This window comes from Pseudomonadota bacterium, from assembly GCA_018242545.1.
Classification (GTDB): domain Bacteria; phylum Pseudomonadota; class Alphaproteobacteria; order 16-39-46; family 16-39-46; genus 16-39-46.
In genome coordinates this window covers 1-16,566 of sequence record JAFEBT010000008.1, presented here as the reverse complement: position 1 = coordinate 16,566, position 16,566 = coordinate 1, and the positions used below count along the sequence as shown (strand labels likewise).

The following is a 16,566-nucleotide window of genomic DNA, read 5'->3' as shown; positions in this document are numbered from 1 at the left end:
AAAAAGACTTTCGCAAAGGGATTCTTTTTTTTTAATTTTGTGTCATAACAAAGAAGTTTCCTTAAATTACCTTTTCAAAATGAATGAGACTATTTGATGACCTCACCTCAGTTACAACCTTTTATAATTTCACTTCAGGAAGAAGGAGAACGGTTAGATAAGGTTTTTCAACGTAAGTTTCCTTTGCTTTCTTTTGGGCGCATTCAAAAAGCTGTCCGAAGCGGAGAAGTCAAGGTAAATGGCAAAAAAACAGAAGCTTCTTATCGCGTTAAAAAGGGAGATCTTTTGCGTGTGCCGCCTCCTTTTTATGCCTCTTCGGAAAAAAGGCCTTTTTCTTCAGAGATTCCTCCTGCGTCTTTTATAGAAATCAAAGAATTTGAGAAAAACATTCTTTATGAAAACGAAGATTTTATTGTTTGGAATAAACCTTTTGGATTTGCGGTGCAGGGGGGAACAAAAGTTCATAAGCATCTTGATAATCTTTTAGATCGGCTCGTCACAGCAGGACGCTTTACAAAAGAAAATCGTCCTTCTTTGGTTCACCGGCTTGATAAAGATACAACAGGTGTGCTTCTGCTTGCAAAAACACGCAAAATGGCTTCTTTTTTAGCTCAAGGATTTGCTCAGAAAAAAATTTCAAAATTATATTGGGCTCTATGTGTAGGTGTTCCAACATCGTCTGAGGGAAAAATTAAAATACCCCTTTTAAAGAAAGAAATTTCGGGAACGGAGAAAGTCGTTGGGGATGACAAAGGAAAAAATGCAGAAACGCTTTATCGTATTTTAGACAAGGTGGGAGACAAGGTGTCTTGGATTGCATTAAGGCCCTTAACGGGAAGAACACATCAATTACGTGTCCATTGTGCGCACCTTGGAACTCCTATTTTAGGAGATGGAAAATACGGATCCTCCCAAGCCTTGCAAGAGGAAAATATGGCCTCCCAAAAAATGTGCCTCCATGCCTTTGAGATGAAGCTCCCTCTTCCAACTGGAGAGGTAAAAATTTTTAAAGCACCTCTTCCTCCCCATATGAAAGTGTTCTTTAAGGAATTTGGGTTTGAAACGTCTCAAGAATTTATAAAAAAGAGTGAGGGGCTTTTCCAATAGAAAAAAATGGTGTATGGTTTTTAAAGTAACTTAAAAAAAATAAAAAGGGGAAGAACATGAAATCCACTCAAAATCAAAACGAAACATCAGCTCACTTAAGAAAACGTGAGAAATTTTATAAGGAATTAACCACATATCTAATCTGCAATTTATTTTTTGTTGCAATTTGGTTTTTTTCTGGAAGAGGGTATTTTTGGCCAATATGGGCCATGCTCGGCTGGGGTGTTGCAATAGGATTTTCTGCTGCGGGTTTTATACGTCTTTCACCAAAAAAATGAAGATCTTAAAGAGAGACTTTTCAAGTAGATAAAAATGATGTAGTCTTGCCACAATGATGTTGAAAAAATAAAAGGAATGTTTTTTTCAGTAAAATGAGTATTGTGTTGCTGCAAAAACATGGTACAGTGAACAAAAGCATTAAATAAGGGAGCTTTACATGACAACAACGCGTAGAACGTTTACAAATCAAGAAGATGCAGTAGCATACGTAAAAGAACTTTCTGGGTTTTATAAGCAAGTTTCACTCTATGTTATCGTGAACATTTTTTTTATTGTGTACTGGCTTTTGTCGGGAGAAGATTATTTTTGGCCGATTTGGGTTATATTAGGATGGGGAACACCCCTCTTTTTTGTTGCAGTTGATCTTCAGATCCTTCCTAAATCAATTCAAAAAACAATGAATTCTATTTTGGAGGCCCTTCCTCTTCCTTTCTTAAAACCTGAGTGGGAAACAGATCAATTGAACCGTCTTATGAGAAAAAAAAGTGTAAAGACCGATAATTCTTCTCTTGTTTTAACAAAGAAAATGGCACATAAATCTGTTAAAAAGGTAAAAACTGTTTCAGCTTCGCTAGCAGATACTGCAAAAGTTAAGCCAGCTAAAAAGACCTCCGCTCCTAAGAAAAAAGCAGCTCCTAAAAAAGCAGCTGCTAAAAAAGCGGCTCCTAAAAAGGCGTCTCCAAAAGCGCCAAAGAAATAAAAACGTAATAAAAAAAGACAAGAGATACTTCTTAAAAACGTTGTGAATCTCTATTATCAAATGAGACCCAGATGACTATCCGAAAAAGGATAAATCTGGGTTTTTTTGGTTTTTAAATAAAGAAAATATTTTTTGAAAGATAACCTTATTTTAACTTAATAAAAGAAACATTATTTGGTTTTTTATCAGGGTTATATTCTTTTTGACGTGTAAGGCCTTCATGCGTGGCCTTACGATAGCTATGAAACAAATGAGAGGATGTATAGGTATTAAATGGAAGAACCTCAATGTTTAAAATTCCTTCATCTTGAAGTTTCTTAACAACATATCCCTTCAAATCGAATAAAAAATGATCTTTTTGGCCTGAGGGACTGAAAAACTTATCATTTTCAGGGTTTTCATCATGGAAATCTTTCCAAAATTCAGGTCCGACCTCATAACTTTCTTGAGAAATGGAAGGACCTAAAGCTGCGATCATATGTGTCCTGTTTGATCCGAGCTTTTCCATTTCAAGGATGCAATTTCTACAAATATCCTGGCGTGCTCCTTTCCATCCCGCATGAAGAGCTCCTATAACTGAAGCTTCTGGGTCATATAAAAGGACGGGTACGCAGTCTGCAGTTTTAAGACCAAGAGCGAGATGTGTTTTTTTTGTAACCATTCCGTCTGCATCAATAGGTTTTGAAGGAATAGAATCTAAGGTGACGATTTTATTAGAATGTATTTGATGCAGAAAGTAAGGCGTCGGCGTTAAAACTTGATCTTTTTTTAAAAAACCATGTTCAAGATTTAAAAAATTGGATAAGTTTTTTGATTGAAGAAAAGAAATCATGGGACAAATTGAACTCAAGGGTTATGAAGTTTGAATATTTTGAAGAGGCTTCCCATCTGAGAAGAATCTGTTAAACGAAACAGAGCTTCTTCAAATATTTTTTTTAATTTAGGATTTGACTGAATCAGCATTTGGGCTCTTATGTCAATCCCTAAATTTTTTAAAAAAGGGCCTTGAGGAAAAATGTTTTGATCGTGAAGATGGGGTAGAATCTGAACTGAAAGGTCCTTCAGATATTTAAAATTAACATGTGCTGTAAGATCTTGTTCTCCAATTTTATCGAAAATATTGGAAAAACTATGATGCGACACAGCTTGCAAAGAATCTCCTTGTCCCTCTTCATACCCATAATCAATAAAAAGTCCTGAAAAAGAGAGTTCCTTTAATCCAAGAAGAAGTTTTTGAAAAAAATCTTTTTGTTGAGAAGAGATTTCAAAGATTGCGTTAGGGGAAGGATTTTTGGGAAAAGGAAGGATAGAATCTTCACATAAAACCTCTTTAATTATAAAATGATCCGATTCTATTCCAATACGTCTCTCCCACCATCTTTTTCCTTTAAAGATATATTGATCTATTGGAAAGACGTCCAAAAATTCATTTCCAACAAAAAAAGTGAGATGAAGTGGAAGCGCTTTTAGAAGAGATGAAATGTCATCAAACCATTGGCATTCTCTTGAGAGAGGAAGACATAACTCTTTTTGCTTTTGAATAAGAAGAGGATTGATCTCAAGAAGAAAGAAACGTGTTTTTTTTAAAAGAGAAAATTTCTGAAAGATACGCATAATATCTCTAAGGAGTGTTCCGTTTCCAGGACCAAATTCAATAAAATTAAGACACAAGGGGGATGCCATCTTTTGCCATTGATCAACAAAATAAAGCCCTATTATTTCTCCAAAAAGTTGAGAAATTTCTGGAGCTGTAATGAAGTCTCCTGTTTTTCCAAGAGGAAGTGAATTTTTGTAATAGCCATGATGGGGATGAAAGAGACAAAGTTCCATGAACGCAGAAATTTTAAGAGGCCCGTTGGTTCGGATCTTTTTCTCAAGGAGAAGACGTAAAGGAGACATTAAAAAGATCGTTTTTTGTTTTTAAGGAGAATACTCCCAAGAAGAATCATGGGAAGAGAGAGAATTTGACCCCACGTGAGGTGTTCAAAAAAGAACCCGAGATGACGATCAGGGAGACGATAAAATTCACATCCAATGCGTAAAAGGCCATAACCAATAAGTCCAATTCCTGTCAAATATCCCTGTTTTTTCCAAAGGGAGTCTTTTTTGCCAAGGAAAAAAAGAAGTAGAAAAAGAAAAAGACCCTCAAAAAAAGCTTCATAAAGTTGACTTGGATGCCTTGGAACATTTCCTCCTTTTGGAAAATAAATACCCCAAGCAACCGAGGTTGGGCGCCCATAGAGTTCGCCATTTATAAAATTTGCAAGGCGTCCTAAAAAAAGACCAATCGGCGCTGCACAGGATAAGAAATCAGTAAACTGGAGAAAAGGGATTTTTTTTAAGTGACAAAAAAGGAGAGCGGCAAGAAGAACACCTAAAAGCCCCCCATGAAAAGACATTCCTCCTTCCCATGTATAGAATATTTCTAAAGGGTTGGAGAGATAATAAAGAGGTCTATAGAACATCGTATATCCAAGTCTGCCTCCTAGGATAATGGCAAAAACAGCCCAGACAATAAAGTCATCAAAAGTTTTAGAAGTCAAAGGAGAAGCGCTATGTTTTTTAAGAAGATAGAGAATGTAACGCCAAGCTAAAAAAATGCCTACAGCATAAGAAATCCCATACCATGTTACATTAAGAGGTCCGATGTTTAGGGCAATGGGTGAGATGTTTGGAAAAGGTAGGCTCATTAGAGATAAGGATCCGCTTGCATTAAGAAGTTTTGAACATAAAGCCGCACACCTTCTTCAAGACTTGTAAAAGGGTGAACATATCCTGCGTTTCTTAAATTGGTTAAGGAAGCTTCTGTAAAGTTTTGATATTTGTTTTGAAGGCTTTCAGGCATATCTACATAATCAATAACCACAGGCCGTGAAAGCGCTTTAAAAACAGACTTTGCAAGATCATTAAAACTACGGGCTTGTCCTGTCCCAATATTAAAAAGACCACTTATCGTTGGATTCTGATAAAGCCAAACCATCACATTTACGCAATCACCCACCCATACAAAATCACGAAGCTGCTCACCATCTTTATAAGCAGGGTCATTGGATTTAAAAAGCCGAATTTTTCCTTCTTTTAGAATTTGAGGATAGAAGGTTGCAATAACACTTTTTTGTCCTCCTTTATGGTCTTCATTCGGTCCATAAACATTAAAAAATTTAAGCCCAGCCCATTGGGGTGGACACTTATTTTCTGCGCTTAAACGAAGAGCTTGAAGATCAAAAAAATGTTTGCTCCATCCATAGGCATTTAATGGTCTTAAAGATCTGAGGTTTTCAGAGCTCATATCATCTGAAAAACCGCGTTCGCCATCTCCATAGGTGGCAGCTGAAGAGGCATAAATAAAAGGAGTTGCATGGTGGGTGCACCAATTCCACAGCTTAAGAGATAAGCGAATATTAGAATCAACAATAAGATCAACATCTTTTTCAACTGTTGAAGAAATGGCGCCTAAGTGAAAAATGGCTTGAATTTTTTGAGAATTCTGATCAAGAAAGCTTAAAAGTTCAGAAGGCGCGATAATCCCTGATATGTTAAAACGCTTCACAATATTTTGCCATTTTTCAGAAGAACCAAAAACATCCACCACAACAACTTCAGTTGTTGGATAAAGATCCTCTAACTTTTTAACAAGGTTTGATCCAATAAAACCGGCACCACCTGTAACCACAAACATTATGGAGTCTCCTGAAGAAAGTTTATAAGAAAAGAAGGGGTTAAAAGTTCGGGAAGAATAAGTCCCTTCGGATGTAGGGGCGTATAATAGACGGTGAAAGGAATAGCAGTTCGCCCATAACTTTTCAAGTAGTCTTCAATTTTTGCATTTGGACGTGTCCAATCTGCGCGCATCAGGATAAGGCCATGTTCTTTGGCAAGTTTTTTGAACGTATGGTTTTGAAACACCCTAAATTTATTCATTTTACAGGTAAGGCACCATTCTGCTGTGACATCGACCAAAACAGAATCCCCTTTTTGAAGGTGGTTTTCGAGGGATTGAGACGAATAAGGAATCCATTCAGAATCACTTTTAGAAACTGATATATAAGGCATAACAAGAACAAAGAGGAGCCAAAGACCGGTTCCAAAAAGTCCTAAGCTTAATATTCTTTTAAAGGTTTTCATCCAAGATCCAGGAGCTGGAAGTTTTAAAAGAATTTGCGGGTAAAAAGTCATCAAAAGATAAGGAAATCCAAATCCTATTCCAATGACAAGAAATATAAAAAAAATACGAAAAGGATCTTGGGTTAAGCTTGCCCCTAATGCCACACTTAAAAAAGGAGCTGTACAGGGTGTTGCAAGGAGTGCTGAAAAGAGCCCAGAGGCATAATCGTTTGCAAAGGAGGAAAATGTGGCCTCAGATGTCTTAATTTTTTGAGGAATGACCGTGTGTTTGTTGATCCACTCTAAAAGAAAAGACGGAAGATTAATTTCAAAAAATCCCCAAAGATTGAGAGAAAAAAGAAAGAGGATGAGAATCATAATTCCTAAAAAAGAAGGGCTTTGAAATTGAAATCCCCAACCAATATGCTTTCCAAAAAAGCGTGCACTGCTGCTTATGAGGCCAAATCCACAAAAAAAAGTTAAGATGCCCAAAAAGCTCATTAAAAATCGAATTTTAAGATGGGAAAGAGGGATGGTTTCAGACGAAGATCTTTTTTTAAGAACGGATAGAAATTTTAAAGAAAGAACCGGCAAAACGCAGGGCATAAAATTTAAAATGAGTCCTCCTAAAAAAGCACTGCCAAGAATTGTAAGGAACATCAAAAAGGCGTTCTTCTGAGAGGGAAGAGAGCTGGGAAATTCAAGAGAGGCATTTTTAAGAGCAGCTTTAAGGAGAGGAGCTTCAGGGGTTTCCTCTAAGGATCCCGGAGAGATCGTATAATGGAGGTCTTTGTTATAAGGCATGCATTGTCGATGATTACAGGCGATAAGTTTTAAAGTGGTTTTTAAAACGGCGGTTTTAGAAGGGTCTAGAATAGAGGAGGTAAAAGGGAGGATAATTTTTTGAGCATAGACAAGGATGTCCTCTGCTCCTTTTGAAATCTTCTGAGCTGGAGGCCAGAAAAAAGTTAAGGTTCCCATATTCAAAGAAGTGTTGTTTTCAAAAGTCGGAGGCGGAAAAACAGCTTCCTTTTGAGGAGCATAAATATGCCAGCCTTCTTGAAGCGTAATTTCAAGACCAAGAAGAAGAGACGTTTCTTTCCCAAAATGCGTTGAGGAGCTTAAAATCTGGACTTGGATCGGATCTTTGGGTGAAGCAAAAAGAGGAGAGGGGAGGCAAATCAAAGACAGATAAGAAAAGAGCCCGCATAACAAAAAGAAGAATAAGGTTATTTTTTTTAATTTTAAAATCATTACGTTGACCCACTCGACAAAAAAAGGATTGCTGTGTATCTTCATGAGAATTAGAAAGATTAAAGTTTTCCTTACTATACATTTAATATTTTAAAAAACCAAGATTTCAGAGATATAATATCGAATGAGAAAGTTGTTTTAAAGGGCTAATAAAATGAGTGTCAATGAGTCTTTGGTGGGAAAGTTTCTTGTGTCAACACCCTCTATGCAGGAATCCCTTTTTTCAAAAACAATTATTTTAATTTGCGGACAAGATGAAAAAGGGATCGTGGGACTTATCTTAAATCGTCCGATGAGCAGACCTTCTTTGAGGAATCTTCTCTTAGAATTAAAATTATCGAGCATTTCCTCTCAAGCGACCTCTCCTATTTATTTTGGAGGACCTGTTGACACAAGTCGTGGATTTGTTCTTCACAGCCCAGACTATAAAGGTTCCGATACAATGGAAATCCTTGTAGAAAATCAAGAATTTTGTTTAACGAATCGTATTGATATCCTCTCTCATATTTCTGAAGGCCGGGGCCCACAAAAATTTTCATTTTTTTTGGGATATACAGGATGGGAGACGTCTCAATTTTTAGAAGAACTTCAGGAAAATATCTGGCTTTTAACGGACGGAAGGAAAGATTTTATCTTTGGTAAAGAGCCTTCTTCCCAATGGAAAACGCTTTACCGAGATTTAAAAATTAATCCGGATTGTCTTTTTACGACCTCAGGACGTGCGTAAAAAAGAAGTCGTCTTGAGGGCAAAATTAAAGCCGTCAGGCTGAATGAGAACTTTATATAAGGCGAAGTTATAATAACCCTTCTAGTGTAAAGCCTATTTGACCATAAAATCTCTGATAAAAGGTATGGGAAGGGGTTTTATCTCCTTCAACAATTTGATTGTTTTGAAAAAGAACGTGAAGGTTTTCTGCCATCCATTTGTGCCAAGTGCTAACAAGTCTTTGGCGGTCTTCACGGGTTTCTGGAACTTCTCTTCCACTCTTATCAAATTTCCAAGAGGTAACGCTTATATTTTCACCTGCTTTTTTTCGAGTAAAGATTTTGTGATTAAAAAGAGAAGCAGATGTTTTTCCACGAACACAAAGCCCTATATGAGGTAAGTTTAAGGCACTTGCATCATAAAAATAATCTGAAAGTGCCTCTAATTCTTGACGTGGAACTGAAAGACAATAGAGAGAATAATTGGAGAGCTTTTTTAGCTGTGCTTGACCCTTCTGTATAGCATCTTTGTACATGCCTTGCATGGGAAACTCTTGGAGACCCTTTTCATATGCAGTTTGATTTTCTTTAAGTTTGCTCAATTCTTGCATATGTAATCTAAGAAAGACAAGAGCAGAAGGATCTTCTTGAGAGGCAGGACGATTAACCCCGTGATTAGGTAGGACATGCATTTTTGGGTAAAAGTACAATCCGTCTAAAAGTCGAACACTATAGGAAAAACCGCCATCAACAGAAGATGTATAAAGGAATAGGGATGCGGGATGTGATGAGACTGTAATAATATCGTCAAGAGAAAAGGGGTTCCTTTCTAATCCATATGTAAATCTCCAAAGAAGTTGATGATTTTTTAAAAAAGCAGTCATTTCAAGGCGAATAACCTTATCATAAAGTTCTTGTGTCATGTAAGCATCTGGGGCTGTACTCTCAAAATTAAGATGTGAGCGGAGTTTAGTTCTGGCAAGCTCTATGAGATCTTGGGGGGGGTTCCTAATTTTTTTATTTTTTCATTGAGGCTAAAAAAATCAGTTGAAAATCCGTCAGATTTATAAATTTGGCTTTCTGGATTTGAGCTTTGGTAATTTGGGAGAGAGATGGGATCAACAAGTGACTTAAATCGGTCATAATTCATCATTTGGTTTGTATGACGGTCTCATATTCAAGAATTTGATAAGCAGTATCCGGAACAAATCCAACATCAAGGTTTGGAAACTTTGTATTTACATTCCCAAGGTTGACAGCAGGAGACATGAGGGCTTTAAAAACAGCTGGTTTTTCATCTTCTGTGTAGGATCCAAAAATAACAGGAGCTCCTTGACTTGGTTCAATACTGAATGAAGGGTGTTTGAAGACTTTAAGATCCGCCCTACTTTATACAGTCTCAGATACCCGTAAACTCTTGGCTCCAGTTTTCTCCTTTTGCAGAAAGGATAAAACCTGAAGATGTTTCTTGTAACTGAAGGATTTGAGTTTGTTTGTCATCAGGTTCACATCCATTAGAGGGGCATTCGTTTATAATGGTGTATCCCCCTCCAGTAGGGAGTTGGCTGCCCCGAAATGTTATAAGTTTTCGAGCATGATCTTTCCAGGTGCCTGATATCGTATGATTATTATGAACGATAATCGTTGAGGATTTATGCTTTGATTGATAAACACCAGGTTCAGGAGCATAGTTTCCTTGATGAACTTCCATCAAAAAAGAATTTGTCAAGATAAAGGCAAAAGCTATTTTTTATAAAAGTGTATCACGCGAGCCTCCTTGGACGGTTAAAAAATTTAATTTAATCTTTGACTTTATTTAAGGTATAGAATGTTTTTAAAAAGGTAAATTCTTTTTAAAATGCATGCCAAAAATCTTGATATGCTGGTTTTCTCTCTTTTTCTGTGGTAAAGGCAAAAGAAGAAGTCGTGTAAAAAGAGGTTTGAAAAGATGCAAACGCAAAATCGATTGTTAGATGAAATTGCAGGAATCGCTCTTAAGGCATTAGGGCGAATTGATAAATTAGGAAGTCCTTTTCAAAAAATTAAAGAATTGTGTGATCTTCCTGAAAAAATTAACGCGCTTGAAAAAGAGATCGAAACGCTCTCTCAAAAGATTGATTCTGCTGAAAAATCTAATTAAAATATGTAAATTCAATGTTAAATATTTTTTTAAAAAATCTTCGTTTTACTTTAATATCCTGCTTGGGTTTTTCTGCTTTAATCATCTTAAATGGATGCTCCTCTTCGTCTCATTTTGAAGGAATTGAAAGGCCGTCACGGGCGCCGCTTTACGCAAAACGTGGAACTTATAAAATTGGGAACCCCTATACAATTAAAGGTGTGACGTATAGTCCACGTGAGACTTTCCATTTTGAAGAAACGGGTCTTGCTTCATGGTATGGCCCTGGATTTCATGAAAAGACAACAGCCAATATGGAAATTTTTGATCAAAATCAAATTAGTGCAGCGCATAAAACGCTTCAATTACCGTGTTTAATTCGGGTTCATAATCTTGATAATGGACGTGTTTTGGATGTTCGTGTCAATGACAGAGGTCCTTTTTATGATGGGAGAATTCTTGACCTCTCTAAACGCGCAGCGCAACTCTTAGGCGTGTTTCAAAAAGGATTAGCACGTGTCCATATTAAAGTTTTGGAACATGAAAGTCGTCTTTTAAAAGAAATGGCTCTTGGAAAACGACCTTCTCAGAAAAAACCAGCACCTCTTCCTGTTGAGACTGTTGATATTGAGAGCATTAAACCTCTTCCATATGTCGATCCATTTAAAGAAAGTGTCTTTACTTCTGAGCCTCTTCCAATTCAAAAAGGAGGGGATTATATTGATCTTCCCCTCATAAAAGATTATAGAGAGGCCGCAAAACTGTCCGCAAAAATGGAAAAGTTTGGGAGATCTTCTATTGCTCAAGAAAAAGTTGGAAAAGATATCTTTTATAAAGTTCAGATCGGTCCGTTTTCAAATTGGAAGGAAGCTGAAAAAGTTTTAAAGGCTGTTAAAGGAAAGGGGTTTTCGAAAGCTCTAATAACTGCTACAAAATAGGAGCTTCCCAACTTTGGAAAATAGCGTTTTTGAATGATGAAAAAGGACACAAATATGATTTCTTCTACTTTTTTTAAAAGGTTTTATGTTGTTTTATGGGTCATGGCGAGCCTGTTTTGTCAATCTTTTTTAGCCCACGCAACGGTGGAACTTGATGCGTCCCATAAAGATATTGTCAGTCAAGGTCCTGAAAAAAAAGAAGAAAATCTCCTCGATCTTTCTGCTTCAACAGCTTATCTCTTAGATGCCCAAACAGGGGATGTCTTATTTTCTAAAAATGGAGAAGCGCCTATTTCTCCGTCTTCAATGAGCAAAGTCATGACGGTGTATTTGGTGTTTGAAAAGCTTAAAAATGGCTCGTTAACACTTGATACGACTTTCCCTGTTAGTGAAAAAGCATGGCGTATGCAAGGATCTAAGATGTTTGTGGATTTGGGGAGTCAAATACGTCTTGAAGATTTGCTTCGGGGGATTATTGTCCAGTCTGGAAATGATGCTTGTATTGTTGTGGCGGAGGCACTTGCCGGAACGGAAGAAAATTTTGCACGTCATTTGACAAAACGTGCTCATGAATTGGGAGCAACGTCGAGTCATTTTACAAACTCTACAGGTTGGGAAGATCCAAATCATAAAATGACGGCACGGGATATTGCCCTGATTGCTTTAAGAACGATTCAAGATTTTCCAGAGTATTACGCTTATTATTCTGAAATTGATTTTACGTATAATGGGATTAAGCAAGGGAACCGCAATCCCCTTCTCTATAAAAATATGGGATGTGATGGCCTTAAAACAGGCCATACAGATGATGGAGGATTTGGGCTTGTTGCTTCTGTTGTGCGTGAAGGACGTCGTTTGATTATGGTAATTAATGGTTGTCCTTCCATGAAAGACCGTGCGAAAGACTCAGAAACCTTAATAAATTGGGGATTTAGAGAATTTGAAAATGTTATTTTGGCACAACCCAAACACGTCATTGAAGTTGTCCCAGTTTGGATGGGAAAAACGAATGAAGTCGGACTTTATAGCCAAGAAGGCATTATTGTGACGTTAAGAAGTCTTGAAAAAGACAAAGTAAAAGGAACTTTATCGTATGAAACACCTCTTAAAGCTCCCATTATGCAAGGAGATGTTATTGGAGAAATGCGTGTGACACTTCCAAATGGCGAGATTAAGACATTTCCGCTTCGAGCTGATCGCACAATTGAAGAGCTTGGTTTTTTTGGAAAACTTTGGTTTAAAATAAAATCCTTTATTCCAGGGCTTTAGGACGTGGAAAGCTTTAAAGATCCATCACAAGGGCTCTTTTTGACTTTTGAAGGTGGTGAAGGGACAGGAAAATCTACCCAAATTCGAAAGGTAGCGGACTGGCTTAAAGAACAGGGCGTGCCTGTTGTTATAACGCGAGAGCCAGGAGGAACGCCAGGGGCGGAAGAAATAAGAAATCTTCTCGTGCAAGGAAATCCCGAACGTTGGGACGCCATGACGGAAGCATTGCTTCTTTTTGCAGCCAGAAGAGATCATGTGGAATTTTTTATCAAACCCTATTTAAAACAAGGGGCATGGGTGTTGTGTGATCGTTTTACAGATTCCTCATGGGTCTATCAAGGTTTTGCAGGGAACCTCGGCGTTGAAAAAATTGAAGATTTAACAAAAACAGTTTTAAATAATTTTAAGCCTTTTCTGACGCTTATTCTTGATTTGCCGCCTGATGTTGGTCTTGCACGTGCGCATGCGCGTTCAACCAAAGAAAATCGATTTGAGAAAAAAAGTTTGGTCTTTCATGAGCGTCTTCAAGAAGGATATCGTCTTCTTGCTCAGCAAAATTCAGATCGCTGTGTTTTGGTATCTGGGCTTGGATCAGAAAATGATGTTTTTGAACGTCTCATTGATGTTTTAAAAAAACGGGTTCCAAATTTAATGCCAAAAAAATCTTGAAGCTTTTATTGAAAAGAAACACATGTTTTATTGTTTTATTATAGTGAGGCGCTCGAAAACTCTTTAGAAACTATCTTTAATCCAACGAGATACGTTCCTTATGAAGAAAGTATTTCATGATAGATCTTCAAAAAGATTATGCTATACTTTTTCTTAGTATTGGGGCGTAAATTGCAAATTATGACGGGACAGAAAACATGGTAAATTATACCATAAATATTGGAACCAGCGATTTTAAAGAGCTTATAACAAGCGATGCTCTTTTTGTGGATAAAACGTCCTTAATTCAAACTGTTTTAACAAGTGGTTATAAAGTTACACTTATCACGCGTCCACGTCGATGGGGAAAAACCCTTAATATGACAATGCTCCAGTACTTTTTTTCTATCCCTGTTAAAGAGGATGGAAGTATTGATGTAAAAGAAAAATCAATGCGCTACAAGCTTTTTTCTCAAATGAAGATAGGAAAATACCAAGATATTATAGAAAAATATCTTGGGCGCATCCCGACTATTTTTATCTCTTTTAAAGGAATAAAAGGGAATAATTATAAAGCTTTAGAGTTGGGTATAGGAGATCTTATTTATAGGCTTTATGCAACACACGAATACTTAATGAAGAGTAAAAAACTTTCAGAAAGGCAAAAAGCTCTTTTTGAAAAATTCATTAAAAAAGAATTTGATCATTCTGAATTGCAGAATAGTATTTTGTATTTAAGTGAAATGCTTTTCACGCACTTTGGTCAAAAAGTTTTTGTGTTGATTGATGAATATGATACGCCTTTAAATGATTGGTATGTGCTTCAGCTTACACAAAACACAATGTCTGCATCTTCTTTTGGAAATGATTATTTTCATGAAGCGCTTGTTCTTTTTAAGGAAATTTTAAGCAGCACGCTTAAAGATAATGACTACCTTGAAAAGGGGGTCGTAACAGGAATCTTGCGTGTCGCAAAAGCAAGTCTTTTTTCTGGGCTTAATAATCTTGGAGAAGATTCAGTTTTAGATGCAGATTATGCTGGGCATTTCGGCTTTACTGAAGATGAAGTCATAGAACTCCTTCAGGAATCTAAAATGAATCAAAATCATGAAATAGAAAAAAACATGAAATCTTGGTATAATGGCTACTCTATTGGAGGGTTGACCCTTTATAATCCTTGGTCAATTATGAACTGCTTAAATAATAAAGGCGCCTTAAAAGCTTATTGGGTAGGAACAGCGAGTACGGCTTTAATTGAACGTGCTTTAGTCCTTGATAAATTTCAAGAAGAGATGCAGATTCTTGTTGAAGAGGGAAGTATTGAGATACTGGCTGACCCTAAAATGGTGTTTGAAGATATTCAATCTTCACCGAATGCCCTTTATAATCTTTTGCTTTATTCCGGCTATGTGACAGCTGAAAAAGTAAAACAATCTCTAGATGGAATTACTTATATCTGTCGTGTTAAAATTCCTAACCGTGAGGTTAGAGGCGTGTTTATGACCTCTGTTGCTCATTGGGTCGAAAGTAAGTTTAAAACTGATTCAAGGGAGTATAGGGCTTTTGTTGGAAATTTGCTTTCAGGAGATATTTCCAAATTTTCAGAAAAACTTAAATCTTATTTAAAAGTGTCCGCAAGTTATTTTGACTCTGGGAAACATGCTGAACTTCTTTATAATGGATTTATGTGGGGCCTTTTCGCAAGTAGTTTGAATGAAGATTATTTTGTTGAAAAGGAGCGCGAGACTGGAAAAGGACGCGCTGATCTTCTGATTATCCCTAAAGAAACAGCTCCTTTTAAGATTGCATTTATTTTAGAATATAAAATTGCACGAAAAGAAGAAAACCTAAAAGATGTAGCTAAAGCAGCTTTGGATCAAATAAAAATAAAAGACTATAGCTCTAAAATTAAAGAGTACAAACATGTAGATAAAATCATGCTCATAGGGCTTGGCTTTTCTGGAAAAGACGTGGAAATTTCCTTTAACTTAGAAACATAAATGCCGTTATTTAAACTTTGATATTGGTTTTAAAGGAACCGGCTTTCCTGTTGTTGGATGTGTTTTTTTCATCTTTCTTTTAACGAGTTCTGGTTTTTTTGCGAGATAAAATTTCCCTTTTTTAATAACAAGAGTTCCTTGACTTGCCTCATTTTCTTCACCCGGGACAGTCGCAGACCAAGGCCGATGATAAACACTTTCAGTAGGGACATCCCAGGTACTATCAATGAAAGCTCCGACATAAGAGAGTTGAGTAATGTCACCACTGACAAGCATAACATTTACATCTTGATGATTTGATATAAAATCATCCATCCCTCCAAAGGGATTCGTGTCTGATGATGAGGGGCGCGCTAGAGCTTGGTCCATAGCATCTATGGCATCTTGATCAACATGGGCAAGAAAGCTTCTAATTTGTCCTCTTTCTGTTTTTCCTGAGATACCAACAGCGACACAATTAGAAATTGAGCCTGTGAATAATATCTCTCCTTTTTGAGCGATTGCGTAATAGCCTTGCTCGACGCGTGTTGCGTTCTTAAAGTCAACCTGTGTGCTTGGAATATCTTCAGGATTTTTATAATCGAAAGACTCTGTTGCAATACAAGTGTGGCGAAAAAAATCATCCGTTAAGTACAACGCAAGCGGGTTATAATAATCAGAACGAAACGCTGCGAGATTTGCAACATTAAATCTGCTGTCAACATAGGACGGGAATTTTTCACATAAGCTGGTTAATCTTAGAGAGGCTTCTTCTAAGGATCTTTGTTGACACAGCGTTGCCATTGGGAAAACATTCGGGCTATCACCACATGGTTCTAAAGAGCACATTTGTGGGCTTAAAAAAGATGCTGGTGTGGCCTTTACGGAAGGCAAAGCTGCTAAAGTCAGGACAAATGCTTTCGCAGGATTTTGAGTAACCCAATGACAAAGGTTCCATAGACCGTTTGCAACTGAAGAAGCTAAGCTTAAAGTTCTTGTATAATAATCAGAGCTCTCAGTTTTAGGGTGAATTTGGTATTGAGAAGAAATTCTTCTGCTTTCTTCTTCCATAGCGCGGGTTTCGTAAGAAATAAGAAGGAGAATTGCTGTGAGCATGGATAATAATCTATTCATCTTAATAGCCTTAAATAAAATGTTTCTCATAATGTTAGGGCGTGTCATCAATTGAGCCAAACGATAGAAGCAATCATATAAATAGCGCCTAGAAAATTTTGAGATGTCTTATCGTACCGAGTTGCAATTGCTCGATATTGTTTGAGCTTAGCAAAGAAATTCTCAATAAGATAACGTGATTTATAAAGGTCTTTGTCATAATTAAGAGGATTCAAACGATTCTTCTTGAACGGGATAACGGCCTCACATCCTTTTTCCTCAAGTTTTTGTCTCACGCGTTCGTCTGCATCATATGCTTTATCTGCTAATGCAGCATCAGCTTGCGTGAGG

The 16,566-nt window shown here is 37.0% G+C and carries 18 protein-coding genes; 9 read left to right on the top strand and 9 right to left on the bottom strand.

What is annotated here, in order from left to right:
- The first annotated feature begins 96 nt into the window (after positions 1 to 96).
- The 3 genes from JSS34_02250 (at position 97) to JSS34_02240 (ending at position 2,086) form a co-directional block, all read left to right on the top strand.
- Positions 97 to 1,107, top strand: coding sequence for an RluA family pseudouridine synthase (locus JSS34_02250; GenBank protein MBS0185163.1), 1,011 nt, complete (start codon positions 97 to 99; stop codon positions 1,105 to 1,107).
- Positions 1,108 to 1,163: 56 nt separating this feature from the next.
- A complete protein-coding gene (locus JSS34_02245; GenBank protein MBS0185162.1) occupies positions 1,164 to 1,385 on the top strand; it encodes a 2TM domain-containing protein in 222 nt (73 codons plus the stop codon).
- A gap of 158 nt (positions 1,386 to 1,543) precedes the next feature.
- The gene (locus JSS34_02240; GenBank protein MBS0185161.1) at positions 1,544 to 2,086 is read left to right on the top strand and encodes a 2TM domain-containing protein; all 543 of its coding nucleotides are present in this window, start codon (positions 1,544 to 1,546) and stop codon (positions 2,084 to 2,086) included.
- Between the two features lie 145 nt (positions 2,087 to 2,231).
- Here JSS34_02240 and pgeF read toward each other — a convergent pair whose 3' ends face one another.
- From pgeF to JSS34_02215, 5 genes are read right to left on the bottom strand one after another with little or no spacing between them, the layout of a single operon-like run.
- Positions 2,232 to 2,918 (bottom strand): peptidoglycan editing factor PgeF, encoded by a 687-nt coding sequence (pgeF, locus tag JSS34_02235; GenBank protein ID MBS0185160.1) that lies wholly within the window; start codon positions 2,916 to 2,918, stop codon positions 2,232 to 2,234.
- A gap of 14 nt (positions 2,919 to 2,932) precedes the next feature.
- Positions 2,933 to 3,985 (bottom strand): SAM-dependent methyltransferase, encoded by a 1,053-nt coding sequence (locus JSS34_02230; GenBank protein MBS0185159.1) that lies wholly within the window; start codon positions 3,983 to 3,985, stop codon positions 2,933 to 2,935.
- On the bottom strand, positions 3,985 to 4,776 hold the full coding sequence (locus tag JSS34_02225; GenBank protein ID MBS0185158.1) for a prolipoprotein diacylglyceryl transferase: 792 nt from the start codon (positions 4,774 to 4,776) through the stop codon (positions 3,985 to 3,987). The genes JSS34_02230 and JSS34_02225 overlap by 1 nt, the downstream gene beginning before the upstream one ends.
- Positions 4,776 to 5,765, bottom strand: coding sequence for an ADP-glyceromanno-heptose 6-epimerase (gene rfaD, locus JSS34_02220; protein ID MBS0185157.1), 990 nt, complete (start codon positions 5,763 to 5,765; stop codon positions 4,776 to 4,778). Before rfaD ends, JSS34_02225 begins: the two co-directional genes overlap by 1 nt.
- Positions 5,765 to 7,444, bottom strand: coding sequence for a thioredoxin family protein (locus JSS34_02215; GenBank protein ID MBS0185156.1), 1,680 nt, complete (start codon positions 7,442 to 7,444; stop codon positions 5,765 to 5,767). Before JSS34_02215 ends, rfaD begins: the two co-directional genes overlap by 1 nt.
- A gap of 154 nt (positions 7,445 to 7,598) precedes the next feature.
- Between JSS34_02215 and JSS34_02210 the strand changes: the two genes are divergently transcribed.
- A complete protein-coding gene (locus JSS34_02210; GenBank protein ID MBS0185155.1) occupies positions 7,599 to 8,171 on the top strand; it encodes a YqgE/AlgH family protein in 573 nt (190 codons plus the stop codon).
- 67 nt (positions 8,172 to 8,238) lie between these two features.
- On the opposite strand, the gene JSS34_02205 is transcribed toward JSS34_02210, so the two are convergent.
- Both JSS34_02205 and JSS34_02200 read right to left on the bottom strand, forming a co-directional pair.
- Complete coding sequence (locus JSS34_02205) at positions 8,239 to 9,072, bottom strand: hypothetical protein (GenBank protein ID MBS0185154.1); 834 nt, start codon at positions 9,070 to 9,072, stop codon at positions 8,239 to 8,241.
- Positions 9,073 to 9,548: 476 nt separating this feature from the next.
- Positions 9,549 to 9,878, bottom strand: coding sequence for a hypothetical protein (locus JSS34_02200; GenBank protein MBS0185153.1), 330 nt, complete (start codon positions 9,876 to 9,878; stop codon positions 9,549 to 9,551).
- A 219-nt stretch (positions 9,879 to 10,097) separates the two neighbouring features.
- Between JSS34_02200 and JSS34_02195 the strand changes: the two genes are divergently transcribed.
- From JSS34_02195 to JSS34_02175, 5 genes are all read left to right on the top strand, one after another.
- Positions 10,098 to 10,289: a hypothetical protein gene (locus JSS34_02195; protein MBS0185152.1), complete on the top strand. Its 192-nt coding sequence runs from the start codon at positions 10,098 to 10,100 to the stop codon at positions 10,287 to 10,289.
- A 14-nt stretch (positions 10,290 to 10,303) separates the two neighbouring features.
- Positions 10,304 to 11,206 carry a septal ring lytic transglycosylase RlpA family protein gene (locus tag JSS34_02190; GenBank protein ID MBS0185151.1) on the top strand — a complete coding sequence of 301 codons (903 nt, stop codon included), beginning with the start codon at positions 10,304 to 10,306 and terminating at the stop codon, positions 11,204 to 11,206.
- Positions 11,207 to 11,260: 54 nt separating this feature from the next.
- Positions 11,261 to 12,475, top strand: a complete 1,215-nt coding sequence (locus JSS34_02185; GenBank protein MBS0185150.1) for a D-alanyl-D-alanine carboxypeptidase — start codon at positions 11,261 to 11,263, stop codon at positions 12,473 to 12,475.
- 3 nt (positions 12,476 to 12,478) lie between these two features.
- Complete coding sequence (locus tag JSS34_02180; GenBank protein MBS0185149.1) at positions 12,479 to 13,144, top strand: dTMP kinase; 666 nt, start codon at positions 12,479 to 12,481, stop codon at positions 13,142 to 13,144.
- A 197-nt stretch (positions 13,145 to 13,341) separates the two neighbouring features.
- Positions 13,342 to 15,123, top strand: a complete 1,782-nt coding sequence (locus JSS34_02175; GenBank protein ID MBS0185148.1) for an AAA family ATPase — start codon at positions 13,342 to 13,344, stop codon at positions 15,121 to 15,123.
- A 6-nt stretch (positions 15,124 to 15,129) separates the two neighbouring features.
- Here JSS34_02175 and JSS34_02170 read toward each other — a convergent pair whose 3' ends face one another.
- Both JSS34_02170 and JSS34_02165 read right to left on the bottom strand, forming a co-directional pair.
- Positions 15,130 to 16,236, bottom strand: coding sequence for a hypothetical protein (locus JSS34_02170; protein MBS0185147.1), 1,107 nt, complete (start codon positions 16,234 to 16,236; stop codon positions 15,130 to 15,132).
- 47 nt (positions 16,237 to 16,283) lie between these two features.
- Positions 16,284 to 16,566: transposase (locus JSS34_02165; GenBank protein ID MBS0185146.1), on the bottom strand; the 283-nt coding region annotated here is incomplete at its 5' end.

Coding starts and splice junctions, on each gene's coding strand:
- JSS34_02250 (MBS0185163.1), top strand. CDS start 97: ATGACCTCACCTCAGTTACAACCTTTTATAATTTCACTTCAGGAAGAA.
- JSS34_02245 (MBS0185162.1), top strand. CDS start 1,164: ATGAAATCCACTCAAAATCAAAACGAAACATCAGCTCACTTAAGAAAA.
- JSS34_02240 (MBS0185161.1), top strand. CDS start 1,544: ATGACAACAACGCGTAGAACGTTTACAAATCAAGAAGATGCAGTAGCA.
- pgeF (MBS0185160.1), bottom strand. CDS start 2,918: ATGATTTCTTTTCTTCAATCAAAAAACTTATCCAATTTTTTAAATCTT.
- JSS34_02230 (MBS0185159.1), bottom strand. CDS start 3,985: ATGTCTCCTTTACGTCTTCTCCTTGAGAAAAAGATCCGAACCAACGGG.
- JSS34_02225 (MBS0185158.1), bottom strand. CDS start 4,776: ATGAGCCTACCTTTTCCAAACATCTCACCCATTGCCCTAAACATCGGA.
- rfaD (MBS0185157.1), bottom strand. CDS start 5,765: ATGTTTGTGGTTACAGGTGGTGCCGGTTTTATTGGATCAAACCTTGTT.
- JSS34_02215 (MBS0185156.1), bottom strand. CDS start 7,444: ATGATTTTAAAATTAAAAAAAATAACCTTATTCTTCTTTTTGTTATGC.
- JSS34_02210 (MBS0185155.1), top strand. CDS start 7,599: ATGAGTGTCAATGAGTCTTTGGTGGGAAAGTTTCTTGTGTCAACACCC.
- JSS34_02205 (MBS0185154.1), bottom strand. CDS start 9,072: ATGACACAAGAACTTTATGATAAGGTTATTCGCCTTGAAATGACTGCT.
- JSS34_02195 (MBS0185152.1), top strand. CDS start 10,098: ATGCAAACGCAAAATCGATTGTTAGATGAAATTGCAGGAATCGCTCTT.
- JSS34_02190 (MBS0185151.1), top strand. CDS start 10,304: ATGTTAAATATTTTTTTAAAAAATCTTCGTTTTACTTTAATATCCTGC.
- JSS34_02185 (MBS0185150.1), top strand. CDS start 11,261: ATGATTTCTTCTACTTTTTTTAAAAGGTTTTATGTTGTTTTATGGGTC.
- JSS34_02175 (MBS0185148.1), top strand. CDS start 13,342: ATGGTAAATTATACCATAAATATTGGAACCAGCGATTTTAAAGAGCTT.
- JSS34_02170 (MBS0185147.1), bottom strand. CDS start 16,236: ATGAATAGATTATTATCCATGCTCACAGCAATTCTCCTTCTTATTTCT.